General features: G+C 62.9%; 22 protein-coding genes. 8 read left to right on the plus strand and 14 right to left on the minus strand.

Annotated features, from left to right (window positions below; all coding sequences use genetic code 11):
• Window positions 1-35: 35 nt before the first annotated feature.
• The 4 genes from ACFIQF_RS05135 to ACFIQF_RS05150 form a co-directional block, all read right to left on the minus strand.
• Window positions 36-773, minus strand: coding sequence for a transporter substrate-binding domain-containing protein (locus ACFIQF_RS05135; protein ID WP_393940785.1), 738 nt, complete (start codon window positions 771-773; stop codon window positions 36-38).
• A 49-nt stretch (window positions 774-822) separates the two neighbouring features.
• The gene (locus ACFIQF_RS05140) at window positions 823-1,623 is read right to left on the minus strand and encodes an IclR family transcriptional regulator (protein ID WP_393940787.1); all 801 of its coding nucleotides are present in this window, start codon (window positions 1,621-1,623) and stop codon (window positions 823-825) included.
• A 253-nt stretch (window positions 1,624-1,876) separates the two neighbouring features.
• Window positions 1,877-2,617, minus strand: a complete 741-nt coding sequence (locus tag ACFIQF_RS05145) for a 16S rRNA (uracil(1498)-N(3))-methyltransferase (RefSeq protein WP_393940789.1) — start codon at window positions 2,615-2,617, stop codon at window positions 1,877-1,879.
• A 96-nt stretch (window positions 2,618-2,713) separates the two neighbouring features.
• Complete coding sequence (locus ACFIQF_RS05150) at window positions 2,714-3,853, minus strand: aminoglycoside phosphotransferase family protein (protein ID WP_393941189.1); 1,140 nt, start codon at window positions 3,851-3,853, stop codon at window positions 2,714-2,716.
• A 111-nt stretch (window positions 3,854-3,964) separates the two neighbouring features.
• Here ACFIQF_RS05150 and ACFIQF_RS05155 point away from each other — a divergent pair, with 111 nt between their 5' ends.
• From ACFIQF_RS05155 to rsmA, 3 genes are all read left to right on the plus strand, one after another.
• A complete protein-coding gene (locus ACFIQF_RS05155; RefSeq protein ID WP_393940791.1) occupies window positions 3,965-6,388 on the plus strand; it encodes an LPS-assembly protein LptD in 2,424 nt (807 codons plus the stop codon).
• 15 nt (window positions 6,389-6,403) lie between these two features.
• On the plus strand, window positions 6,404-7,792 hold the full coding sequence (locus tag ACFIQF_RS05160) for a peptidylprolyl isomerase (protein WP_393940793.1): 1,389 nt from the start codon (window positions 6,404-6,406) through the stop codon (window positions 7,790-7,792).
• 78 nt (window positions 7,793-7,870) lie between these two features.
• Window positions 7,871-8,632 carry a 16S rRNA (adenine(1518)-N(6)/adenine(1519)-N(6))-dimethyltransferase RsmA gene (gene rsmA / locus ACFIQF_RS05165; protein WP_393940795.1) on the plus strand — a complete coding sequence of 254 codons (762 nt, stop codon included), beginning with the start codon at window positions 7,871-7,873 and terminating at the stop codon, window positions 8,630-8,632.
• A gap of 118 nt (window positions 8,633-8,750) precedes the next feature.
• Here rsmA and ACFIQF_RS05170 read toward each other — a convergent pair whose 3' ends face one another.
• From ACFIQF_RS05170 to ACFIQF_RS05180, 3 genes are all read right to left on the minus strand, one after another.
• A complete protein-coding gene (locus ACFIQF_RS05170; RefSeq protein ID WP_393940797.1) occupies window positions 8,751-9,176 on the minus strand; it encodes a barstar family protein in 426 nt (141 codons plus the stop codon).
• A gap of 132 nt (window positions 9,177-9,308) precedes the next feature.
• The gene (locus tag ACFIQF_RS05175) at window positions 9,309-9,719 is read right to left on the minus strand and encodes a guanyl-specific ribonuclease (protein WP_393940799.1); all 411 of its coding nucleotides are present in this window, start codon (window positions 9,717-9,719) and stop codon (window positions 9,309-9,311) included.
• 157 nt (window positions 9,720-9,876) lie between these two features.
• Complete coding sequence (locus ACFIQF_RS05180) at window positions 9,877-12,189, minus strand: NADP-dependent malic enzyme (RefSeq protein WP_393940801.1); 2,313 nt, start codon at window positions 12,187-12,189, stop codon at window positions 9,877-9,879.
• A gap of 249 nt (window positions 12,190-12,438) precedes the next feature.
• Here ACFIQF_RS05180 and ACFIQF_RS05185 point away from each other — a divergent pair, with 249 nt between their 5' ends.
• From ACFIQF_RS05185 to ACFIQF_RS05195, 3 genes are all read left to right on the plus strand, one after another.
• Window positions 12,439-13,071 (plus strand): hypothetical protein, encoded by a 633-nt coding sequence (locus ACFIQF_RS05185; RefSeq protein ID WP_393940802.1) that lies wholly within the window; start codon window positions 12,439-12,441, stop codon window positions 13,069-13,071.
• Between the two features lie 121 nt (window positions 13,072-13,192).
• Window positions 13,193-13,564 carry a hypothetical protein gene (locus ACFIQF_RS05190; RefSeq protein WP_393940804.1) on the plus strand — a complete coding sequence of 124 codons (372 nt, stop codon included), beginning with the start codon at window positions 13,193-13,195 and terminating at the stop codon, window positions 13,562-13,564.
• Window positions 13,565-13,612: 48 nt separating this feature from the next.
• The gene (locus ACFIQF_RS05195) at window positions 13,613-14,128 is read left to right on the plus strand and encodes an ureidoglycolate lyase (RefSeq protein ID WP_393940806.1); all 516 of its coding nucleotides are present in this window, start codon (window positions 13,613-13,615) and stop codon (window positions 14,126-14,128) included.
• Window positions 14,129-14,194: 66 nt separating this feature from the next.
• On the opposite strand, the gene ACFIQF_RS05200 is transcribed toward ACFIQF_RS05195, so the two are convergent.
• From ACFIQF_RS05200 to ACFIQF_RS05225, 6 genes are all read right to left on the minus strand, one after another.
• Complete coding sequence (locus ACFIQF_RS05200; RefSeq protein WP_393940807.1) at window positions 14,195-15,382, minus strand: amidase; 1,188 nt, start codon at window positions 15,380-15,382, stop codon at window positions 14,195-14,197.
• A 139-nt stretch (window positions 15,383-15,521) separates the two neighbouring features.
• Window positions 15,522-16,538 (minus strand): ABC transporter ATP-binding protein, encoded by a 1,017-nt coding sequence (locus ACFIQF_RS05205; RefSeq protein ID WP_393940809.1) that lies wholly within the window; start codon window positions 16,536-16,538, stop codon window positions 15,522-15,524.
• A gap of 13 nt (window positions 16,539-16,551) precedes the next feature.
• Window positions 16,552-17,583 (minus strand): ABC transporter ATP-binding protein, encoded by a 1,032-nt coding sequence (locus ACFIQF_RS05210; RefSeq protein WP_393941190.1) that lies wholly within the window; start codon window positions 17,581-17,583, stop codon window positions 16,552-16,554.
• Window positions 17,584-17,593: 10 nt separating this feature from the next.
• The gene (locus ACFIQF_RS05215; RefSeq protein ID WP_393940810.1) at window positions 17,594-18,493 is read right to left on the minus strand and encodes an ABC transporter permease; all 900 of its coding nucleotides are present in this window, start codon (window positions 18,491-18,493) and stop codon (window positions 17,594-17,596) included.
• Between the two features lie 22 nt (window positions 18,494-18,515).
• Window positions 18,516-19,466 (minus strand): ABC transporter permease, encoded by a 951-nt coding sequence (locus ACFIQF_RS05220; RefSeq protein ID WP_393940812.1) that lies wholly within the window; start codon window positions 19,464-19,466, stop codon window positions 18,516-18,518.
• Window positions 19,467-19,633: 167 nt separating this feature from the next.
• Window positions 19,634-21,304, minus strand: a complete 1,671-nt coding sequence (locus ACFIQF_RS05225) for an ABC transporter substrate-binding protein (protein ID WP_393940814.1) — start codon at window positions 21,302-21,304, stop codon at window positions 19,634-19,636.
• Window positions 21,305-21,460: 156 nt separating this feature from the next.
• Between ACFIQF_RS05225 and ACFIQF_RS05230 the strand changes: the two genes are divergently transcribed.
• Window positions 21,461-22,720 (plus strand): Zn-dependent hydrolase, encoded by a 1,260-nt coding sequence (locus ACFIQF_RS05230; RefSeq protein ID WP_393940815.1) that lies wholly within the window; start codon window positions 21,461-21,463, stop codon window positions 22,718-22,720.
• Between the two features lie 39 nt (window positions 22,721-22,759).
• Window positions 22,760-23,464, plus strand: a complete 705-nt coding sequence (locus ACFIQF_RS05235; RefSeq protein ID WP_393940816.1) for an aspartate/glutamate racemase family protein — start codon at window positions 22,760-22,762, stop codon at window positions 23,462-23,464.
• 15 nt (window positions 23,465-23,479) lie between these two features.
• On the opposite strand, the gene ACFIQF_RS05240 is transcribed toward ACFIQF_RS05235, so the two are convergent.
• A complete protein-coding gene (locus tag ACFIQF_RS05240) occupies window positions 23,480-24,271 on the minus strand; it encodes an IclR family transcriptional regulator (RefSeq protein ID WP_393940818.1) in 792 nt (263 codons plus the stop codon).
• Window positions 24,272-24,321 lie beyond the last annotated feature (50 nt).

Consider the following 24,321-nt stretch of genomic DNA (forward strand, 5'->3'; position numbering starts at 1 on the left):
GGCACAGGCCACGCGCTGTGGAGCACATCACCACATCACTTGCTGGGGAACCACTTTTCCACGATGGCCTTGTAGCCGCCATCGGCCTTGAGCTGCTCCAGCGCCTTGTTCACGGCAGCGGTCAGCTCGGGCATGTCCTTGCGGATGGCCATGCCGTATTCCTCGGTGGTGATCTGCTCGGGCAGCACCTTCATGCCGCCACGGGTGCGGATGTACTGGAAGGCGGCGGGCTTGCCGGTCACGGCAGCATCGGCGCGGCCGATGTCCACCAGGTTGAACATTTCCTGGTTGTTCTCGACTTCGACGCGCTGCACCTTGGGGAAGTGCTCGGTCATGTAGCCGACCGACTTGGTACCCACTTGCACCGAGACCTTCTTGCCATCCAGATCGGTCAGCTTGGCGATCGGGCTGCCTTCCTTGACCATGGCCACCAGGCCGCCGGCGTAGTAAGGCTGGGTGAAATCCACCACCTTCTTGCGCTCGTCGGTGATGTAGATGGCCGAGACCGCCATGTCGTAGCGCTTGGCCACCAGACCGGGCACCAGGCCCTTGAAGTCGATATCGACCCATTCCACCTTCTTGCCCATCTTGGCCGCCACGGCCTCGACCAGCTCGACGTCAAAACCGGTCTTCTTGCCGTTTTCAACAAATTCCATGGGCGGGAAGGTAGCGTCGGTGGCAACGCGCAGCACATTGCTTTGGGCATACACGGCACCTGCGCCACAGGCCAGGGCCACCAGAGAAGCTTTCAATACGGTACGACGGAAGTTCATGGGGAAGTCCTTTCTAGACAGACTGAATACAGACAAAAAATCGAAACCATCACTCGGCCAAACTACGGGAAATGCGCGCCGCCGCTGCCAGCGTGGCCTGCACCAGCTGCGCTTCCTGCGGTTGCGCGCGCTGGTAAGGCGCCATCAGCGTCAGCGCCGCCACGGCACGGCGGCCACTGGCGAACACCGGCGTGCTGCAACCCCACACGCCCACATCCACCTCACTCACGGTGGTGATGTAACCGCGCTCGCGCAGCGCCTGCAGCTCGGCCGCCGCCATGCTGCGTGCAGCGGCATCAGCGCCATAAGCCTGGGCCAGCAGCACATCGCGCTGCACCGCGGGCAAATAGGCCAGCACACATTTGGCAGAAGCGCCCACCTTCAGCGGCACGCTGCGGCCCTTGGCAAAAGAGCAGCGCAGTGACAGCGGGCTTTCCTCCATGTCCAGGCACACGGCCTGGCCATTGGCGGCCACCAGCAGGCCTGCACTCTCTTGGGTCTGCTGCGCCAGTTGCACCAGAACGGGGCGCGCCACATGCACCAAATGCGAGCCATCGTCAAAACCACGCGCCAGCTGCAAACCCAGCGGGCCGGGTGCATACAGCGAGCCGCTTTCGGCCACAAAACCAAAGCGCTTGAGCCGGGCCAGCTGCCGGTACAGGCTGCTGCGCGGCAAGCCGGTGCTTTGCATCAGCTCACTCGCCGACAGCGGACGCCCCGCACAAGCCAGCACCGCCAGCACCTGCAACACGCGGTCGGCCGCCGAAATTTCGGCAGCCGACACATCGGCGGCGGCTGCTTGCGCATCGCTTTCCGGGTTGGCAGTTACAAGGGCATCAGGGGCGTTCATGCGAAATTCCCATTTATTGGGATCAGTGATGGCATCGATAGAGCAAGTTCAATGCCAGGATTGTGAAATCCCTCTCTTACAGACCTATTAGTGCAAACCCTAGGCGGAATTCAACCGCTTTAATTCATTCCCACTCAATGGGAATAAAAGTTGTAACAGTGGTGCAACGCCCTGCCCAACACCGCACAGGCGCAGCGCGGCCTGCCCGGCTAGCGGGCATGTGCCAACTTTTTAGGGAAAGGCTAAAAAATGCTTAAAGAATGGCCAGGTAACCAAGCGCTGCCAGCGGCGCGGTTTCCGCGCGCAAGACGCGGGCGCCCAAGGTGACGGGCGCAAAACCATGGGCGCGGGCCAGGGTTTCTTCGGCGGGGCTCAGGCCGCCTTCGGGGCCGGAGAGAAAGACCAGCGGCTGCGCAGGCGCACGCGCTTGCAAAGCCTGCGGCAGCGGCTGCGTGCCTTCGGCAAGCGAGAGCACCAGGCGCTGGGCTTCGGGCAGGGAGCCGCTTTTAATCCACTGCGCCAAATCCACGGGCGCATGGATGACGGGCACCTGGTTGCGGCCGCATTGCTCGCAGGCGCTGGCGGCAATGGCTTGCCAGCGCTCTTGGCGCTTGGTGGCGCGCTCGCCCTTGAGGCGCATGACCGAGCGCTCCGCCTCCAGCGGCGTGATGCTGGCCACGCCCAGTTCGGTGGCTTTTTCCACCAGCCATTCCATGCGCTCGCCCGCCGTGATACCGGCCAGCAGATGCACGGCCACAGCCGCTTCGCGCTCGGTAGCGCTGTGGCTGTCGACGCGTACCGTCACATGGCTGCGCCCCATCTGCAAGATGGTGGCGGCGTATTCGCCCGCAGGCGCGCCGCCAGCAATGCCGTTGAACAGACTGATGCCATCGCCCGGCTGCATGCGAAACACCTGCACATGGCGCGCCGCCTCGGCGGGCAGGTCCAATTCAGCGCCAACGCGCAGGTCAACAGGGCAGTAAAAGCGGGGCATAGTCAGTCAATCACTATCAATTCAGTAGCTGCCAGCGCTTATATAACAATGTTTCAAGCGCTGACAGGTGGTACGAGCAGTCTCAGGTAACGGTGATCAGCCGCGGCCGATCACCCAGCCGTCTTGCTGCTCGATGCCTTCGATCTCGTCGACCAGACGCAGCAGCGGCTTGAGCTCGCGGTAGCGGGCCGCCGTGGCACGAATGTAGTGAATGAAGCGCGGCGAGTCCGCCAGGTATTTGGGCTTGCCGTCGCGCAAGGTCAGGCGGGCAAAGATGCCAGCCACCTTGAGGTGACGCTGGATGCCCATCCACTCGACGGCGCGGTAGAAATCGCCAAAGTCGTCGCCAAAACCGCTGGCACTGCTGGCGCCAAGCAGGCCGGCCTTGCGCGCTTTTTCCCAGTAGCGGATGGTGATGTCGATGACAAAGTCTTCCTCCCAGCTGATGAAGGCGTCGCGCAGCAGACTGGCAATGTCGTAGGTGATGGGGCCGTAGAGCGCGTCCTGGAAGTCCAGCACGCCCAGCGGCGTGCCCTCTTGGCGCGGCACCATCAGGTTGCGCATCATGAAGTCGCGGTGCACAAACACGCGCGGCACCGACAGGTTTTGCGCGACGATGGCGTCAAATGCGCCCTTGAGCACAGCTTGCTGCTTGTCGCTCAGCTGTTTTTGGCGATGTTGGGCAATGTACCAATCGGGGAAAAGCTGAAGCTCGCGGCGCAGCACGGCTTCGTCATACACGGGCAGCACACCTTCACGCGAGGCTTTTTGCCAGTCGATCAGGATATCGACCGCCTGCATATACCAGGCGTAAGCAGCGCCCGGATCCTGGGGATTGAGCTTTTCGATGACGGTTTGCGAACCCAAATCGGACAGCAGCATGAAGCCATGCGGCTCGTCCCAGTTCTGGATCTGCGGCACATTCAGGCCGGCTTGCGCCAGCAAGGCCTGTACGGCCACAAAAGGCGCGCTGTTTTCCTTGTCTGGCGGCGCATCCATGACGATGCGCGAGCCGCCTTGGCTGTCGTCCACACGCAGATAGCGGCGAAAGCTGGCATCGGCCGAGGCCGGGCGCAGGCTCTCCGCCAGCAGGCCGTGCTCGGCCGCCATGGCCTGCAACCAGGGCGCAAATTGGGCCTGGCGGGCCGGGTCTGCCCAGGTAACCGCCTGTAAAGGTTGCGCGGTGGTGTCAGCCGTGGTGGCCGCAGCGGAAGGGGCAGCAATATGCTCAGACATGGGGGAAATAGAATGGCTCATGGATAATGCAGATTCTACAAAGCCCGCTCGCCCCGAGAGGGCGCTGACCCGCCCGCATGCCCTGGGCCATGCGAGCCAGTGGCAATTTCCATGGATATTCAAGCTTTGACCGATGCGGCGCCCGTAGCGCCGCGCCCTGCACGCCGCTCAGCGGCTGCACCTGCCCGTTTTGCCACCACGGCCATCGCCCGACTGTGCATGGCCTTGCTGTGGGCAACGCCTGTCGCCGGCTTTGCGCAAAGCGCTGCCAACGCCGAAGCCGATGAGGCCGGCCTGGTGCTGCGCAGCAGCCCGCGCCTGCAGGAAACGCTGAATTCGGCCCAGCGCGGCCGCATGCCGGTGTTTGTGGAAGGCGACAACCTGGTGGGCCAGACGGCGGGCATGACCACGGTCACCGGCAACGCCGAGCTGCGCCGCGCCGACACCATGATCCGCGCCGACAAGCTGCGCTTTCACGAGCCCAGCAACATCGCCTATGCCGAAGGCAATGTGCACATCAACCGCGCGGGCAGTGTGTTCGATGGCGACGAGCTCAAGCTGCAGCTCGATTCTTTTGAAGGCTATTTCAAGGACGCCAACTACCGCCTGATCGAGAACAACGCCTATGGCGTGGCCAAGCAGGTGGATTTCATCGACCGCGACCGCTCGCTGGTGCACCAGGGCACTTACACCACCTGCCAGCGCACCGACGAAGAGAGCTGGAAGCCGGATTGGATGATCCGCGCCGACAAGATCAATATCGACACCCTCGAAGAAGTCGGCCATGCCGAGAACGCGGTGCTCGAGTTCAAAGGCGTGCCGATTCTGCCGATCCCGAGCATGAGCTTTCCGCTGTCGGAAAAGCGCAAGTCCGGCCTGCTGCCGCCGACCATGTCGCTCGACAGCGACAGCGGCTTCACCTATTCGCAGCCCTATTACTGGAACATTGCGCCCAACCGCGATGCCACCATCACCACCACCGGCATGGTCAAGCGCGGCCTGGCGGCAGCGGGCGAGTTCCGCTACCTGGAGCCCAGCTACAAAGGCATGATCGCCGGCCTGTACATGCCCAACGACAGCCTGCGCGACAGCAACCGCTGGTCCTGGCTATGGCAGCACAACGGCCTGGTGGATTCGCCCATTGGCGGCCTGGGCCTGGGCATCAATATCAAGCGCGTGAGCGATGCCAATTACTGGCGCGATTTCCAGAGCAACGCCTACAAGCTCAACGAGCGCCTGCTCAACAGCGACGCCACCGCCACCTGGAACCGCGACAACCACAGCCTGCTGCTACGCGCCCAGAAATGGCAAACGCTGCAAGACCCGCTCTCGCCGATCGTGCCGCCGTACGACCGCATGCCGCAGCTGCAGTACCGATACACGCCGCAGCAGCTGCCTTACGGCCTGGAAGCATCGCTGGAAGCGGATTTCACCCGTTTCCGCGCCAACGAGCGCCTGCTCAAACAGCCCAACGCCGACCGCAGCTATGTGCAGGCCGAGCTGAGCCGCCCCTTCATTGCGCCGCAGGGCTTTATCACGCCCAAGCTGATGCTCAACTCGCGCAACTACAGCTTTGACAGCTCGCCCTACACCACGGTCAGCAGCAAAAGCCTGACGATCCCGACCTTCAGCCTCGACAGCGGCCTGGTCTTCGAGCGCGACACCCAGCTGTGGGGCCGCAAGCTGATCCAGACGCTGGAGCCGCGCGCCTTCTACACCTACACGCCCTACTACAACCAGAGCATGGTCCCGGTGTACGACACGGCGCCGTACGACTTCAGCTTTGCCACCATCTTCAGCTCCAACTCGTTCAGCGGCTACGACCGCATTGCCGACAACAACATGCTGACCGTGGGTGCCACCACGCGCTTTCTCGATGCCGACACCGGCGCCGAGGCGGCCCGCTTTGGCATTGCGCAGCGCCTGCGCTTCTCCGACCAGAAGGTCACCATGCCCAATGCCGACCCTGCTACCGAGCGCTGGTCGGACATCATGCTGGGCGCCGGCATCAACTGGACGCCCAAGTGGGGCTTTGACACCACGGTGCAGTTCAACCCCGACGACGGCCGCTCGGTGCGCTCAACCATGTCGGCCCGCTACAAGCCCGGCGACTACAAAACCCTGGCCGTGGCCTACCGCTACCAGGCCAAAACCAGCGAGCAGTGGGACTTTGGCTGGCAATGGCCGATTGACCAGATTCTGGGCGGCAGCAGCAAAAAGGCCAAGGGCGAAGGCCGCTGGTACACTGTGGGCCGCCTGAACTACAGCGTGCGCGACAAGAAGCTGGTGGATTCGGTGGTCGGCCTGGAATACAGCGGTTGCTGCTGGAGCAGCCGCGTGGTGCTGGAGCGCCTGCAAAACTCGCTGGTGCAATCCAACACCCGCTTGCTGTTCCAGGTGGAATTCACCGGCCTGACCAAGCTGACCCTGGGTGCAGACCCGCTGGTCAGCATGCGCGAGAACGTACCCGGCTACCAAATGCTGCCCAACGGCCGCGGGAGCACACCGCCCAGCCGTTTCAGCAACTACGATTGACGCCATCCTCGAACCATGAAACAACGCATTCTTACCTGGGGCGCGGCTTGCAGCCTGCTCGTACTGGCCTCGGCCAGCTCGGCACAGGGATTCAAGGCCGCCGACCAAGGCGCGGGCGGCATGCGCCTCAAAAGCACTAGCCCGGCAGTGGCTGCCGGCAGCACGCAGTTGAGCGCTCCCCGTTCGGCCGACTTTATCGTGGCGGTGGTCAACTCCGAGCCGATCACCAATGTCGAAGTGCAGCAGCAGTACGAACGCCTGCGCGCCCAGCCCGAGGCGGGCGGCATGCCCGCAGACGCGCTGCGCCGCCAGGCGCTCGATCTGCTGATTGCCCAAAAAATCCAGCTGCAGATGGCGGCCGAACGCGGCATCACCATCGACAACCTGGCACTGCAACAGGCCGAAGAAAACGTGGCCCGGCAAAACAGCCTGAGCGTGGAGCAAATGCACCGCCGGCTGCAGCAAGAAGGCATTGCGCTCCCCGCCTTCCGCGCCGACCTGAAAAAACAACTCACCATCCAAAAGCTGCGCGAAGCCGAGGTGGATTCGAAGGTGCGCGTCAACGACCTCGAAGTAGACCAGTACCTGCGCGAGCAAAAAGCCAAAGCCGGCATGGCCAACGCGGTGGTGCAGCTGAACCTGGGCCACCTGCTGGTAGCCGTGCCAGAAAACGCCACGCCCGAGCAAGTGCAAAAGCTGCAGGCCAAGGCCCAGCAGGCGGCCGACAAGATCCGTGCCGGCCAGGCCTTTGACTCCGCTGTGCAAGAGTTCTCCGACGTGCCGCTGGGCCAAGGGGGCGGCGCCATCGGCATGCGCCCGGCTGACCGCTACCCGGATCTGTTCATCAGCGCCACCCAGTCCACGCCCGTGGGCAGCATTGCCGGCCCGGTGCGCTCACCCGCTGGCTTCCACATCCTCAAAGTGATCGAGAAAAGCTCGGGCGAAGTGCCGGCCATGGTCACCCAGAACCATGCGCGCCACATTCTGCTGCGACCCGGTCCCAAGCTGAGCGAAGCCGAGGCTGTGGAACGTCTGCAAGACTACCGCCGCCGCGCCGTCGACAAGCAAGACAGCTTCGAAGAGCTGGCCCGCCGCTACTCCGAAGACGGCAGCGCCAAGAACGGCGGCGATCTGGGCTGGTCCAACCCGCACCAGTTCGTGCCCGAGTTCGAGGAAGCCCTGAACGCGCTGCGCCCCGGCGAGATCAGCCAGCCCATCGCCTCGCGCTTTGGCATCCACCTGATCGAGCTGGTCGACCGCCGCGAAGCCAAGCTCAACCAGCGCGAGCAACGCGACATGGTGCGCAACATCGTGCGCGAGAAAAAGCTCGAAACCGCCTTCAACACCTGGGCCCAGGAAGCCCGCGCGCGCGCTTATGTGGAAATGCGCGAACCACCGCAGTAAGCATCCACTCACACCCGGTCTGCCGCCTGGCGCGGCAGGCCTGCTCACGCAGCTGCTCCGCCAGCTGCGTTTTTACTGATGAAACACATTCCCCGCAAACGCTTTGGCCAGAACTTTCTGACCGACGGCAGCGTCATCGACGCCATCGTGCAAGCCATCCATCCGCAGCCCGGCCAGCCCATGGTCGAGATCGGCCCGGGCCTGATGGCGCTCTCCCAGCCGCTGGTCGAACGCCTGGGCAAACTCACCGTGATCGAGCTCGACCGCGACCTGGCCGTGCGCCTGCGCCTGCGCCCCGAGCTGGACGTGGTCGAATCCGATGTGCTGAAAGTCGATTTCCGCGCCATCGCCCAGCGCCTGGGCGTGCCCAAGCTGCGCGTGGTCGGCAACCTGCCCTACAACATCTCCAGCCCCATCTTGTTCCACCTGCTCGAACAGGTGGATGTGGTGCAAGACCAGCACTTCATGCTGCAAAAAGAGGTGATCGACCGCATGGTGGCCCAGCCCGCCACCTCGGACTACGGGCGCCTGACGGTCATGCTGCAGTGGCGCTACGCCATGGAAAACGTGCTCTTTGTGCCACCCGAGAGCTTTGACCCGCCGCCCAAGGTGGACAGCGCCGTGGTGCGCATGGTGCCGCGCGAGCAACCCGCCCGGCTCAACCCCAAGCTGCTCGAAGAGCTGGTGCAGGTGGCCTTCAGCCAGCGCCGCAAAATTTTGCGCAACACCTTGGGCAAGTGGCTCGATGAAAAAGGCTTTGCCGGCGAATTCGACCTGCAGCGCCGCGCCGAAGAAGTGCCCGTGGCCGAGTACGAAGCCGCGGCGGCAGCCCTGTCCTGAGCAGGTTTGCCTTGATTGTTCAGCTGCTGCTGCGCACCGATGCGCGAGTCAGCAGTCAATTTGACACCTGATCATGCAAAAAGCCCGGTCTGGCCGGGCTTTTGTTGGAAGGCGATGCTTACAGGAAGGAGTAAAAGCAGCGGAAAGGCACTTTGCGCTCGGCCCAGTACTCGGCCGCATCGCGGAACACGTCCAGCAACTGCTCGCGGGCCTCGCGGTCAAACTTCATCGCCGTGGGAATCTGGTCCAGCACCACGACAAAACCGGGCTGTGGCCCGCTTTTGTGCAGCGGATCGGTCAGGCAGTCGTAGAGCGCGTCGAAGTTCTTGCCGTAGTGCGGCGGAAAATAGAACTGCATACCGATCAGCTCCAGCACATCGGCCTTGGACAAGGCGTGCGCCAGATTGGCATACAAAAAGTGCTGCCCCAGCGCCTGGGCGGCGTCGCGCAAATCCTCGAGGCGGTAGGCGCGGATGGCCTGCACGATATTCGGGCGCACAAAACGCAGCGGTGTATCTTGTACCTGACGAAGTGGATTGTCCATCTCCGTTGCTCTTTCCATTAGCATCTTATAAAACCATGCCCCACTGGGGGTTCCATTGGCATTGTTGATCCACCGGTTCGCTCAGCGCAAGCCGTTTCTTGCGGAAAAGCGACATAGGACGAGTCTTACTCACTAATTCACAATACGGCGAAAACTGCTGTAGTGGTCGCTGGTGTAGTAGCAAGCATCGGGCGTGGTGGGCACCTGGCCGCCGCAGACAATGCGGCGCGCCCCACGGTCACGCGAACCCGGTGTCTTGACCGTGTACTCACGGTAATAGCCGCGTTTTTGCTTGGGCAAAATCCGCTCGCGGTTGCCAAAGACCACGCCGTCCTTGTCGTGCGGAAACGGGCCGCCGTCCAAAATCAGGGCATAGGTTTTGCGGCCCTGGGCCGGCAAATCGGCCACGGCGACCGTCTCCAGCCCATCGCTGCCCGCCAGGCTGCCCCGCGCATGCACAAGCGCGGGCGCCAGCAGCACACTGGCACTCGCCACACAAGTTATCAGGGACCGGCGCGCTACCGAAGCCAGCGCATTGAACATCACGACACCTTTCGGAATTACGGGTTTTCCCGAAAATTCAGCCAACGAGTGTGACGGATTGGCCCCCAAAATGCAAGACGCCTGCCCAAAATTTGAGCAAGCGTCTCGGCCTTTTACCTCTGGACACGCCTGGCGCGCCAGCGGCTATCAGTCGCTATCAGCGCGCATAGTTCGCATCTGCCACGGCAATTGCGGTCATATTGACGATACGGCGCACGGTAGCACTCGGCGTCAGAATGTGTACCGGTTTGGCTGCACCCAGCAAGATAGGACCAATCGCGATGTTGCCGCCTGCAGCGGTTTTGAGCAGGTTGTAGCTGATATTGGCAGCGTCGATGTTCGGCAACACCAGCAAATTGGCACCGCCGGTGAGCGGGCTGTTGGGCATGATGGCCGCGCGTTGCTTGGGGTCCAGCGCCACATCGCCGTGCATCTCGCCATCCACTTCGAGCCAAGGGGCTTGCACCTTCAGCAGCTCCAGCACCTGGCGCATCTTGAGCGCGCTGGGCTGGTTGCTCGAGCCAAAATTGCTGTGCGAGAGCAGCGCCACCTTGGGCTTGATGCCAAAGCGGGTCAGCTCATCGGCCGCCATGATGGTGATCTCGGCCAGCTGCTCGGCGCTCGGGTCGTAGTTCACGTGCGTGTCGACCAGGAAAACCTGGCGATCGGGCAGCAACAGGCCGTTCATGCAAGCGTAGGTGGCAGCGCCAGCGCGCTTGCCAATCACCTGGTCCACATAGTGCAGGTGGATGGCGGTGTTGTTCCAGGTGCCGCAGATCAGGCCGTCCACCTGCTCCTTGTGCAGCATCATGCTGCCGATCAGGGTCAGGCGGCGGCGCATCTCGATCTTGGCGATAGGCACGGTGATGCCCTTGCGCTCGGTCATCTGGTGGTAAGTTTGCCAAAAATCGCGGTAACGGTCGTCATGTTCGACGTTCACCACATCGTAGTCGGCTCCTTCCTTCAGGCGCAGGCCAAACTTCTCGATGCGCTGCGCAATGATGCTGGGGCGGCCGATCAAGGTGGGGCGGGCAATGCGCTCGTCCACCACAATTTGCGCGGCCCGCAAAATGCGCTCTTCCTCGCCCTCAGCATAGGCGATACGCTTTTTCGCGGCCTTTTTGGCGGCCACGAAAATCGGCTTCATCGCTGTGCCCGAGGCGTAGACAAAGGTTTGCAGGTGCTCGCGGTAGGCGTCCATGTCCTGGATCGGACGTTCGGCCACACCGCATTCGGCCGCAGCCTGGGCCACGGCCGGCGCGATCTTCATCATCAGGCGCGGATCGAAAGGCTTGGGAATCAGGTACTCGGGGCCAAACGACAGATCTTGGCCGGCATAGGCATTGGCCACCTCTTCAGTCTGCTCGGCCTGCGCCAGGTCGGCAATGGCGTGGGCGGCGGCAATCTCCATCTCGGTGGTGATGGTGGTGGCACCGCAGTCGAGCGCACCGCGGAAGATGTACGGGAAGCACAGCACGTTGTTGACCTGGTTCGGGTAGTCCGAACGGCCCGTGGCCATGATGATGTCGTCACGCACCGCCTTGGCGTCTTCCGGCGTGATCTCGGGGTTGGGGTTGGCCAGCGCAAAAATGATCGGGCGCGGGCCCATGCGCTGCACCATGTCAGGCTTGAGCACGCCGCCAGCGGACAGGCCGAGGAAGATATCGGCGCCGTCGATCACCTGCGACAAGGTGCGCATGTCGGTTTCTTGCGCGAACAAGGCCTTATCTTCGTCCATCAGCTCGGTACGGCCTTTGTAGACCACGCCGGCGATGTCGGTCACCATCACGTTTTCGCGCTTCAGGCCGATTTCCAGCAACAGGTTCAAGCAGGCCAATGCCGCAGCGCCAGCGCCCGAAGCCACCAGCTTGACCTCTTCGATCTTCTTGCCGGCCACCTTCAAGGCGCTGATCATGGCGGCCGCCACGGTGATGGCCGTGCCGTGCTGGTCGTCGTGGAAAACGGGGATGTTCAGGCGCTTGCGCAGCTCGCGCTCAACAAAAAAGCACTCGGGCGCCTTGATGTCTTCAAGGTTGATGGCACCAAAGGTGGGTTCCAGCGCCGCGATCACATCGACCAGCTTTTGCGGGTCTTTCTCGTTGATTTCGATGTCAAACACATCCACGCCGGCGAACTTTTTGAACAGCACGCCCTTGCCTTCCATCACCGGCTTGGAGGCCAGTGCGCCAATATCGCCCAGGCCCAGCACGGCCGTGCCGTTGGAGATGACGGCGACCAGGTTGCCGCGGCTGGTGTATTTGAAGGCAGCGGCCGGGTCTTTGACAATCTCTTCACAGGGCGCGGCCACACCGGGCGAGTACGCCAGCGCCAGATCGTGCTGGTTGGCCATGGGTTTGGTGGCCGCAATCGCCACCTTGCCGGGCCGAGGGAACTGGTGATACTCCAGTGCGGACTGGCGCAAAAGGGCACGTTTATCCACCGCGGTCGGTGTCGAATTCTTCTCAGTCATAGCGATCTCCGGCATCACTCAGCATTCAGGGACTAGGTCTGCCGCGCCCCTGCACGGCAAAACCAGCGGAAAAGCATTGTAGGCTCAGCGCCCATCATGCCGCATCTGCGCACCTACGGGGCTCAGGGAAAAAGAGCTATGACCTTTTGTAAGCCAGTCGCGCAAAGGCGCAGCGGCCAGGTTTGGCAGACCGAAGCCCGATAAAATGGCCGGGTTTGCGCTCTTGGGCCTTTGCAGGCCCCGTTTGTCATGGATTTGCTGCTGCTGGTTGTACTTGTCTTGGGCCTGAGCTTTGTGCTGCGCACCAAGGCCCAAAAGCAGCGCATTGCGGTGCTGGCGCATTTTTTGCGTAATTACGACATCGAAAAGCTGATGGAACGCCTGGTGGGCAGCTATATGCGCGCGCTGGACGAAAAAGACCCGGCCCGCCAGCAACAGATCTGGGAGCTGCAGCAACCGGTGGAGAACAGCCTGGTGAGCCAGTTCGCCAACTTTGCCCAGGCCCTGGCCCAGGCGCCCGAGCCCAGCAACGGTGCCAGCTTTCGCATCAGCACCCAGGCTTTCGGCTTTCCCTTCAGCGGCTTGATCGACAAGCTGCAAGGCAGCCCGCGCGGCTTTGACCTGCGCACCGCCATCCGCATCCACGCCGACGGCATTGCCGCCGTGGTGGCCAACGCCGAAGGCCGCAGCCCCAAAGAGCGGGCCTTCACTTTGCTGGCCGAGCTGTATCTGATGCAGCACACCTGCCACTGGTACTGCAAATCCAAGGCCGTGGCCTCGGCCCGCATGCAACTGCGCAACCAGACCAGCTACGAGCAGGTGGTCAACAGCGTCTCGCCCGCCACCCGCAACGCCTACCTGGCCTTGATCGGCTCGCGCTGAGCAGCGCTCAACCCAAGCGATTGCCGCCTTCGGCTGACACAGCGGCTGCGGTGCGGCTTGCAGAATGTTCCCTGATGGACTCCGAGTTGGAGCGCCCAGCAATCAAAGAAAGGGGAACCCGATGCCACGCTTTAGCACCACCGTTTTCACAGCCGCCACCTTGGCAAGCGCCACCCTGCTCAGCGCTTGCGACAAGCAGCCCCCCATCCGCAGCTCCGCCGCCCCCAAAGACACAGTGGCCGCACAACTGCAACCCGTGCCGGAAAAACCACTGTTCGGCGCAGCCATCATCAAAGCGCATGATGTGCTGCCCCCCGCCAAGGCCGACACCAAGACTCCCTTGCCAGCCGCAGTACCCCTGCCCAGCGCCCAAGCCGCAGCACCATCCGCTGGCGGCGGCAGCGCCGATGGCGGTGGCGTCAACCCCGCCGCAGGCATGGCCGCAGCCGTGACCGACAGCAAAGGCGCGCAACATGACGGGGATGGGAAGTAGGCCGCGCCTGCGGCAGCAACCGGGCACTGTCCTTGCTTGACAAGGGGGATGAACACATCTTCCCCTGTCTCCACGCCGCTGGTGTTGCGACCGCAAGCTCTTCAAGCGCAAAACTTCAGTGCCTTCGGCAGCGTGATCGGTGCCAGCGATTTGCCCGCAACCAGCATCAACGGCGGCAATGCGCAACGCATGGATCTACTCAGTGACATGCAGCTCACCGCCGCTGGCGGGCGCCCCATGCTCGCACTGTTTCGCGCACAGGCGCGCCAGTTCCCCCTACCGATTACCGCCATGGAACGCCATGCGCTCGGCAGCCAAAGCTTTGTGCCGCTGGGCACGCAGCGTTTTGTCGTGGTGGTTGCCCGCCCTGGCTCGGCACCGCAAGCGTGCGAACTGCACGCCTTTGTCACCAATGGCCGCCAGGGCGTCGTGCTCGCGCCCGGCACTTGGCACCACGCCTTGCTGGCGGTGGATGGCGGCGATTTTGCGGTCATCGAACGCAAGGCCAGTACCATGGATTGCGAGCTTTGCACCATGGCAGAGGCCATAGAGCTGGTGCTGTAATGCGCCAAAAAAATGCACGCCCAGGGCGTGCACCAGTCGCAAACAGGGCTTGATCGCCCTATGCGCTTACTGCGCGGCGCGCGCCAACTGCTCGGCCATGGCGATCAGACTGCGGTCACTGCCCGCCGGGCCCAGCAGCGAAATCCCCAGCGGTGCACCCTCGCGCCCAGCCAGTGGCAGCGAGATTTGCGGAAAGCCGGACAAGCCGGCAATGCACAGCATTTGCACGGCGCTGTTGCGGTAGGTTTCGAGCTCGGCCTCGCTGGTACTGCGCAGCGGCGCAATATCCGGCATGGTGGGCATGACCAGCACGCCGTCCGTGCCCAACAAGGCCGCCAGGTGCTGACGGAACTGTGCGCGAAACTGGGTGGCAGGGCTGAACTGCGCATCGGTAACGCTTCGGGACCAGGCAAAGCGCTCCTTCACACCCGGGCCGAGCACCGGCGCATAGCGCTCGATAAAGGCGCCATCGGTCATCCAGGCTTCGCGCCCTTGGATATAGCGGAAGGCCCAGTACATGGCGTCCATGGATTCCAGCACCACCTTCGTTTCGGTGCTAGGACCAAAACTGCGCGCCACCTGCTGCAAAGCGCCGTCCCAGGCAGGGCGCACAGCGGGCGCAACCAAGCTCCAAACATCGGTGGGCGACAACAACCGGGGCTGCGCTGGCAACGGGGCAGTGTCTGCCTCCAGCAGCACATCAGCCACACGGGCAAAAGTGTGGGCATCGCGCGCAAACCAGCCGCAGGTATCGAGGCTGTGGCACAGCGCCAGGGCCGCTTCCAAACTGACTCGGCCATGCGTTGGCCGAATGCCATACAGCCCGCAGTGGCTGGCGGGCGCGCGTACAGAGCCACCCGTGTCGGTACCTAGCGCAAAGTCGCACAACTGGTTGGAGACCGCCGAGGCCGAGCCCGACGAGGAGCCACCGCTGATGCGGTCCGGCGCCGCGCCATTGAGGGGCGCGCCAAAGTGGGCGTTGTTGCCGTTCATCGAGAAGGCCAGTTCGTCCGTCACCGTTTTGCCAGCCAAGGCCGCGCCCGCATTCAAGAGCTTTTGCACCGTGGGCGCCGTCGTGCTCTTGATGCCGGACATAGCCAGCAGCAACGGATTGCCTCCACCCGTAGGGTAGCCGGCCACGTCAAACAGATCTTTGACACCAAAGTACAGCCCACTCAAAGGGCCGGTGCTGGCATGGCGCACAGGGACATCGGGATAGGGAACAAAAGCGTGGGCAGGGTCGTTCAATGGCATGGCAGGTGATAGGAAGAGAAACGAGAAAAGTACGAAGTAAAGCAGCAAGCGCTCGGGTATGTCCATCCGGGCTGAACCCCAGGGGCGCCAAGCCCCGTAGGTTGCGAGCCCGCTTTACAGTCTTGAGATGGCAGCTGTGTCAGGCAGCCAGCAGTTGCGGCGCCAGCGCTGCAGCTGCATCGGTGCGAATGCAGCGAGCGCTGTGGCCGGGCGCCAAAGTGACAGCGCTGGGCACCGCCTGCAGGCACGCCTCCTGAGCCAGCCGACAGCGCGGCGCAAACGCGCAGCCAGGCGGAATCGCGGTCAGATCAGGCGGCGCGCCACCAATGGTCTGCAAAGGCTGGCCGCGCTCCATTGCGTCATGCGAGCGGCTTTGCAGCAGCGCCATGGTGTAGGGGTGGCGCGGGCTGCGAATCAGCTGTTCGGCCGTGCCTTCTTCCACAATGCGGCCGGCATACATCACGGCAATGCGGTCGGCCACCTCCACTGCGGCGCCGATGTCGTGCGTCACAAAAATAATGCCCAAGCCCAGCTCGCGTTGCAGCTCGCGCAACAGCAACAGAATCTGGATCTGCACGGTGGCATCCAAGGCGGTCGTGGGCTCATCAGCCAGCAACACCTGCGGCTTGCAGGCCAGCGCCAGCGCAATCATGGCGCGCTGGCGCATGCCACCAGACATTTCGTGCGGGTAGGCGTTGAGGCGCTGCGCCGGGCTGGGAATGCGCACGCGCTCGAACAACTGCAGCGCGCGCGCCTGGGCCTCTGCCTTGCTCACCGCCTCGTGCCGGCGAATGGCCTCAACGATCTGCGCGCCTACCGGGTACACCGGGTCCAGCGCCAGCAGCGGGTCCTGAAAAATCATGGCGCAGGTCTTGCCGCGAAAATCATTCAGCGCCTTGCCTTGCAGTTGCAGCACATCGTGGCCGGCCACCTGCACCTGGCCTTTCATCGTGGTTTTTCGCTCGGGGTGCAAGCGCAGCAGCGTGCGCAAGGTCACGCTTTTGCCCGAGCCTGATTCGCCAATCAGCGCCACCGATTCGCCGCGCTGCACCGACAGGCTGACGCCGCTTACGGCTTGCACCGTCTTCTTGCCGCTGCTGAACTGGATGTTCAGCTCTTCAATCCGCACCAGCGGTTGGGAGGGAGAGGGATTCATGGTCAGCTCCAAATCAGGCCGCAACAGCCAAACTGCTGGCGGCGGGCGCCAATGGGTGCCCGCTGCCGGCCTCGTGCATCAAGCAGTGCACGTGGTGGTGCAACTGCACCGTGGAGAAAGCAGGCGCTCGTTGCGAGCACACGGGCGCAGCTTGCGCACAGCGGGGGTGAAAGCGGCAGCCCGAAGGCGGCTGGATCGGGTTGGGCGGATCGCCTGCCAGCGGTGCCACCTGCGTGCGATGTGCCGGATCCATTGACGGAACGGAAGACAGCAAGGCTTCGGTGTAGGGATGCGCGGGCTTTTGGAACAGCGCATCCGAAGGCCCGATCTCCGCCACCTGGCCCAGGTACATCACCATCACGCGATCGCTGATGTAGTGCACCACGCCCAGGTCATGGCTGATGAAAACATAGGTCAGCCCGAACTCGCGCTTGAGCTCGGAGAGCAGGTTGAGCACCTGCGCTTCCACCGATTTGTCCAACGCCGACACCGCTTCGTCCAAGATCACCATGCGCGGCTGCAGTGCCAGGGCCCGGGCGATATTGATACGCTGACGCTGGCCGCCCGAGAGTTCGTGCGGATAGCGCTCGGCAAAACGAGACGGAGCCAGGCCCACGCGGTCCATCAAATGGTGGGCACGGGCGACCGATTCCTTGCGTGATACGCCGTGTACCTGCGGGCCAAAGGCGATCGAGTCTTCAATCGTCAAACGCGGGTTGAGCGAGGCATAGCTGTCCTGGAACACCATCTGCACCTGGCGGCGAAACTCCTTGAGCGGCAGATCACGAGAGCCCACGGTGCGGCCATCGAAAACCAGCTCACCGCGGGTCGGGTCCATCAGGTGCATCAGCAAGCGGGCGGTGGTGGATTTTCCGCAGCCGGACTCGCCCACCACGCCCAGCGTTTCGCCCTTGAGCACCTCAAAATCCACACCATCCACGGCGCGCACGGTAGCGCCATTTTTCAGCGGGAAGTATTTGCTCAGGCCACGTACCGTGAGCAGCGGTTGCGCAGGCCCGCCCACATCAGCCAGTGTTGTTGTCATCGACATGTGCTTACCCCTTGTTATCCATGGCCGTGCGCAGGCCGTCCGAGAGCAGATTGAACGAGATGGAGGTGATGAAAATCATCAAGCCCGGCAAGGCCGCCACCCAAGGCTGGGTATAGATGGCCGTGCGCAAGGTGTTGAGCATCAGGCCCCACTCGGGCTCGGGCGGCTTCACGCCCAGGCCCAGAAAGGACAAGCCGGAAGCCAGAATCATCGACACCGCGATCAGGCTGGTGGCGTAGACAAAGATGGGGCCGAGCACATTGCCCAGTACATGCACACGCACAATCGTGAAAGCGCTGGCACCGGTAGCACGCGCCGCCTCCACATAGTCGCGGTTGCGGGCCTGGGCTGTCACGCTTTCGGCCACACGGGCAATCTGCGGGATGAAAACAATGGTGAGCGACACCAGCGAATTGAAGATGCCCGCCCCCAAGGCGCCGGACAGTGCAATCGCCAGCAGCACTGAGGGGAAAGCGTAGAACACGTCAATCGTGCGCATGATTACCGTGTTGACGTAGCCTCCGGCGTAGCCCGCCACAATGCCGATGCCCGTGCCAATGACAAAGGCCATCAGCACCGGTGTGATGCCCATGAAGAGCGACAGCCGCGCACCCACCATCAGGCGCGAGAGCATGTCTCGGCCCAGCTCGTCGCTGCCCAGCGGCAGCCCTTCGGTGCCAATCGGCTTGAGCCGTTTGAGCATGGAAGTGGCGTACGGATCGCTGGGCGCAATCCAGGGCGCCAGCAGCGCCACCAAAATCAGCAACAGCACGACGGCAGCAGCGCCCATGGCCACCGGGTCGCGCAAAAAGCGCTGCAACACAGAAGCCCAATAACCGCGTGAGCGCTGCACCGGCAAGACACTCAGCACTGCGGCGCTGGAAGGCAGGGAAACAGTCGTCATACAAAACTCCTCCAGAACGAGATCAGCGGGCAATACGGGGATCCAGCAGGGTCTGCACCACATCCACCAACAGGTTCAGCAGCACAAAGAAAACAGCCAGCACCAGGATGGAGCCTTGCAGCAGCGGCAGATCGCGCTGGAAGATGGCCTGGTTCAGCAAAAAGCCCGTGCCCGGCCAGGAAAACACCGTCTCGATCAGGATGGAGCCACCCAGCAAATAACCCAGTTGCAAGCCCATCACCGCCAGCGCGGTGGGTGCTGCGTTTTTCAGCACATGGCGAAAGATGCCCAGGTGGGTCAGACCCTTGGCTTTCAGGCCCAGGATGAACTCCTGGTCCAGCAACTCCGACACCAGCGCCCGTACCGTGCGCGCGATGATGCCCATCGGGATCACCGACATGGTGATGGCCGGCAGCAGCATGAACTGGATGTGCTCCCAATCCCAAGCCCAGCTCTCCGAGCCGCCCGGCCCGGCACCGGTGGCCGGCAGCCACATCAGCTGCGACGAGAAGATGATCACCATCACCATACCCAGCCAGTAATGCGGCACGCTCACGCCCAGCATCGACAAGGTGGAGCACAGCCGATCGACCCAGGAATTGCGAAAGTAGCCGGCCACAAAACCGAACAAGCTGCCCAGCACAAAGCCGATCAGCGTAGCCACCACCGCTAGGCGCAAGGTGTTGAGCACAGCGGTGAACACCTCGCTGCTCACCGGGCGGCTGCTGGCAATCGACTGCCCCAGATCGCCGTGCAAGGCACGCCAGACCCAGCGCAGAAACTGCTCGGGCAGAGGCTGATTGAAGCCGTAGAGCTCCCGCATCTGCGCTTGCAGCTCGGCCGATGCATCGGCCGGCAGCACCGATACCAGCGGGTCGCCAGGGGCGATGTGCACCAGCGCAAAACACAGCAGGGCCACGCCCAGCATGATGGGGAGGGTGTAAAGAATGCGTCTCAACAGATAGGCAAGCATGGTGGATCAAGGGTTCGTGGGGAAAAGCGGACCATGCGGGTTCGCACCAGCCAGCAGCACGACAGACGCGCCGCCGGCCTCCGGCGTGACAGGTTTTCGCGGCAGCAAAGCCTCCTGTCGGGGGCAGCGTGGGCGCTGTCTGCACAGCGCCGACACGCTGCGCGGCATCACTTGAGCGTCATCGTCGCGATGTCGATGAACCAGCTCTGTGGCTGCACCACATTGCCCAGCTTGGCCGACATGGCGCGCGGGCCCACGTCGTGCGCCACGAACAGGAACGGTGCCTCATCCACTACCAAGGTGTGCAGCTCGGCCAGCGCCTTGTCGCGCTCCTTCGCATCGAAGGTGGTACGCGCCTTGTCCACCACCGCATCGACCTGCTTGTTGCTGTAGAAGCCCCAGTTGTTGGACAGCGGCGGGAAAGACTTGGTGCTGACAAAACGCACCATGGCAAAGAACGGATCCATGGTGGCAGCCGTCACGTTAGTGGCGCTGGCCTTGTTGGCACCGGGGTCCTTGGCGCCCAGGCGCCAGCCCGAGAACAGCGTGTTCCACTCCACCACGTCAAACTCCACATCAAAGAAGCACTGCTTGAGGTTTTGCTGGATGAACTCGTTCATCGGCAAAGGCTGCATCTGACCCGAGCCCGATGCCGAGGTCTGGATCTTCACCTTGATCGGCTTGCTGGCGCTGAAGCCCGCTTGCTGCATCAGCGCCTGTGCGGCCTTCACGTCGTACTTGATCTGGAAACTGGGGTTGCCGCGCCAGGGGTGGCCAGGCTCGAAGATGCCGGTGGCCGGCTCCATCTGGCCATTGAGCAGTTGCTTCATGCCAGCGCGGTCCACACACAGGTTGGCGGCCTGGCGCACCCGCTTGTCGAGCCATGGAGAGCCTTCCACAAACGAGAACTGCCAAGGCCAGATGTGGGGCTGCAGGTTGGAATACACCTTGAAGCCCTTGGCCTTGATGGCATCGACCGCATCTGGTGCCGGCGCCTCGATCCAGTCCACCTGGCCGCTCATCAAGGCGGCAGTGCGCGAGTTGGCTTCGGGCAGCGGCAGCAGCACGACTTTGTCGATGCTGGGCTTGCGCTTGGGATCCCAGTAAGCCGTGTTCTTCACCATCTCAAAGCGCTCACGCGGCACAAAGCGCGAGCCCTTGAACGGGCCGGTGCCCGAAGGGTCGGCAGCAAACGCCGTCCAGGCGGCCTTGCTGCGCTCAGCCTTGGCGGTGACGGAAGCAGGCACCGCCGCCAGCTTCTTGGCCCAGTGCGCCGGCGAAGCCATGAACAGATTGGTCAGGTTGATGGGCAAGAACGAATCGGGCTCCGAGGTCGTCAGCTCCACCGTCAGCTCGTCTATCTTGCGCGCCGATTTGAGCGTGGGCATGCGCGATGCAGTCACACCCACCTGGGCCGGGTCGAACTGCTCGGCCTCCTTGTCCAAGACCTTGTTCACATTCCACACCACGGCATCGGCATTGAAATCGCTGCCGTCGTGGAACTTGACACCCGGGCGCAGCTTGAACACCCACTTGGTCTTGTCCTTGGCATCCACCTCCCAGGACAGCGCCAGGCCCGGCACCATTTCGCTGGGTTTGTCGGACTTGCTCAGGTCCCATTGCGTGAGCGCGTCATACAGCGGAATGCCGGTGAAGCGATTGCCTTCAAAACCCTGGTCGGGCTGGCCCGAGGTGCGCGGAATATCGCCAGCCGTCATGGCAATGCGCAGCACTTTTTCTTGGGCCGCTGCGGCACCGGCAGACAGTGCCAAGGCAACGGCCAGCGCGAGGCTTTTGAGGGCAGGACGGGAAGTGGAGAAACCGGAAGACACAGGCATCGGAGACCTTTCCAAGTGGGTTGCGAGATACCCATCTCAAAGCAAGGGGCGTGCCATATCAGACATATCGATTATCGATACAAAGCATTGATATTTCGATATTTTTTGGCATGGTTCGTGCGATTCCCAGGCATCCAAACATGAGGAGTAACGGGTATGAACAGCACTGACACCAACCGCCTGCGCATTGATGAAAAGCGCCTCTGGCAATCGCTGATGGACCTGGCGGAAATAGGCGCCACGCCCAAGGGCGGCGTCTGCCGCATCGCCTTGACAGACGCAGATCGCGCAGGCCGAGACCAGGTCGTGCAATGGTTCCGCGATGCCGGCCTGGAGGTTCGCATCGACGAGGTAGGTAACGTGTTCGGCCGCCGCGCAGGCACCGATCCGCAGGCCCGCGCCGTGGCCACCGGCAGCCATATCGACACCCAGCCCACGGGCGGAAAATTCGACGGTAACTACGGCGTCATGGCCGGCCTGGAAGTGATGCGCACACTCAACACCCACGGCATCCAGACCCGCGCGCCGCTGGAGGTAGCGTTCTGGACCAACGAAGAAGGCACGCGCTTTACGCCGGTGATGATGGGCTCTGGTGCATTCGCGGGAGTTTTTGGTGCAGCCGACATCCGATCGCAACAAGATGGTGCGGGCATCAGCGTGGGTGAAGAGTTGCAGCGCATCGGTTATCTGGGCGAGGTCGCTTGCGGCGCTGTGCCCAACGGCCCATTTGCTGCCTACTTTGAAGCACATATTGAACAAGGCCCGGTGCTGGAGGCCTACGACAAACCGATTGGCATCGTCAGCGGCGCTCTGGGCCAACAGTGGTATGACGTGACCGTGAACGGCATGGACGCGCATGCCGGCCCCACGCCGATGGAGCTGCGCCACGACGCCATGCTGGCCACCGCACGCATGGTGGATGCGGTCAACCGCATTGCGCTCAGCCAGGCTCCACACGGGCGAGGCACCGTCGGCCATGTGCAAGTGTTGCCCAACTCGCGCAACGTCATTCCGGGGCAGGTGAAGTTCACGGTCGATTTCCGCAATCTCTCGCAATCCGGGCTGGATGCCATGGACCAGGCCATGCGCGCTGAGTTTGAGCAGTTGGCCCGGCAATGCCAGTGCAGCGTGGAGATTGAGCAGGTGGTGAAGTTTGAGCCCTGCATCTTCCATGAAGAGTGCGTGCAAAGCGTGCGCAGCGCAGCCACCAGCCTGGGCTACGCGCACATGGATGTGGTCAGCGGCGCGGGCCACGATGCCGTGTATGTGCATGGCGTTGCGCCCTCGGCAATGATCTTTGTGCCTTGCAAGGACGGCATCAGCCACAACGAGATTGAAGACGCCAAGGCCGAGCATCTGGCCGCTGGCTGCAACGTCTTGCTGCACGCCATGCTGGAACGCGCTGGCGTGGCCTGACCCGCGCCCGCTTTCACTTCCACTCCACGAGTACCACCCATGCCCCACGTTCTGCTCATCAATCCCAATACATCGGGCGCGGTCACACAGGCCTTGCTCCAGCACCTCTCGCCCCAGCTTGCGCAGGTCCAAGTGCAAGGTGCAACGGCCGCGTTTGGTGCGCCCTACATTGCCGACGAACGCAGTTACTGCATAGCCGGCCATGCCGTGTTGGATGTCTGGGAGCGAGCCCGGCACACCGCGCCAACTGGTGGCTTTGATGCCGCCGTGGTGGCCTGCTTTGGCGACCCTGGCTTGGAGGCTTTGCAAGAGTCAACGCCCTGCCCCGTTTTGGGGCTGGCCGAGACGGCCATGCACAGCTTGCGGGCGCTGGGAGCGCAAAGCGTGGTGCTGATCACCGGCGGCCCGGTCTGGGCCACCATGCTGGAGCGCTGGAGCCGCAGCCATGGCTACGCCACGCCAGCCGTTGCAGGCGATATCCGCATCCAACAAGTGCTGGCGTTGCCAGCCTCAGGAGCGCAGATGATGCAGTCGCCAGAGGCAGCCGCACACGCGCTTGCGCAAGCCAGCCAACTCGCCATGCAAGAGCAGCGCCCTGATGCCATTGTGTTGGGCGGCGCCGGTCTGGCCGGCATGGGCGCGCGCGTGCGACAACTCACTGGCGCGCCTGTGTGGGACAGTGTCGAGACTTTGCAGATGCGCTTGCAAAGCCTGTTTCCCTGCGAAGCGCCGCAAGTGGCGTAACGCGCCAGCTCCAGCCTAATCCGCCGGCAACAATTTCGAGACGGCGCGAGCACATTCAATCACCAAAGGAGCCAGCTGCTGCTCTGCGTCAGCCAGGCTCCAGCGGCTGATGGGTGGAGCCAAATGGATAGCACCCACCACGCGCCCACGGGTGTTGAAGACGGGCGCTGCAATGCCCATGTCGCCGATGAACAGCTCTTCGCAATTGGTGGCAAAGCCGGTATCACGGCAGCGTTGCAAGCGCCCTTCCAGCTGCTCAAGCGTTGTCAAGGTGGCTCGGGTTCTGGCCGGCCTCTCTGCCATTTGCAATACAGCCAGCGCTTGCGCGTTGGGCAACTGGCTCAGGTAGGCCCGGCCACAACTGCTCGCATACATGGGCACTTGCGTGCCTACCGGCGTGAGCACAGGGATATGTTGCGTGGTCAGCACCTGCGCCAGATACACCATGTGGTCGCCTGCGGGCTCGGTCAGCGTGGCAGTCTCTCCACTTTGCCGGGCCAATTGGGCCAGATACGGATGGGCGACGCTGATCATCGGATGCGCTTCCAGGTAGTTGAAGCCCAGTTCCACCACCCTGGGTTGCAGCACAAAGCGGCGGGTGGCTGCATGCTTGCCGATATAGCCCAGCGCTTGCAAGGTGTGCACCGAGCGCTGGGCGGAGGCCTTGGTCATGCCCGAGCGCTCGGCGATCTCGGCCAGCGTCATGCTGCGGTGCGCGGCGCCAAAGGCGCACAGCACTTGCAGGCCCTTGGCCAAAGACAGGTTGTAGAGGCTGTTGGGAGCGGAATCGGAGTCGGTAGCAGGCATGGTGCAAAAGGCCAATGGCAATGCCTTTGCTTCGCAAGAATTGCACCAAC

This window comes from Comamonas trifloxystrobinivorans, from assembly GCF_043359985.1.
GTDB lineage: Bacteria > Pseudomonadota > Gammaproteobacteria > Burkholderiales > Burkholderiaceae_C > Comamonas > Comamonas trifloxystrobinivorans.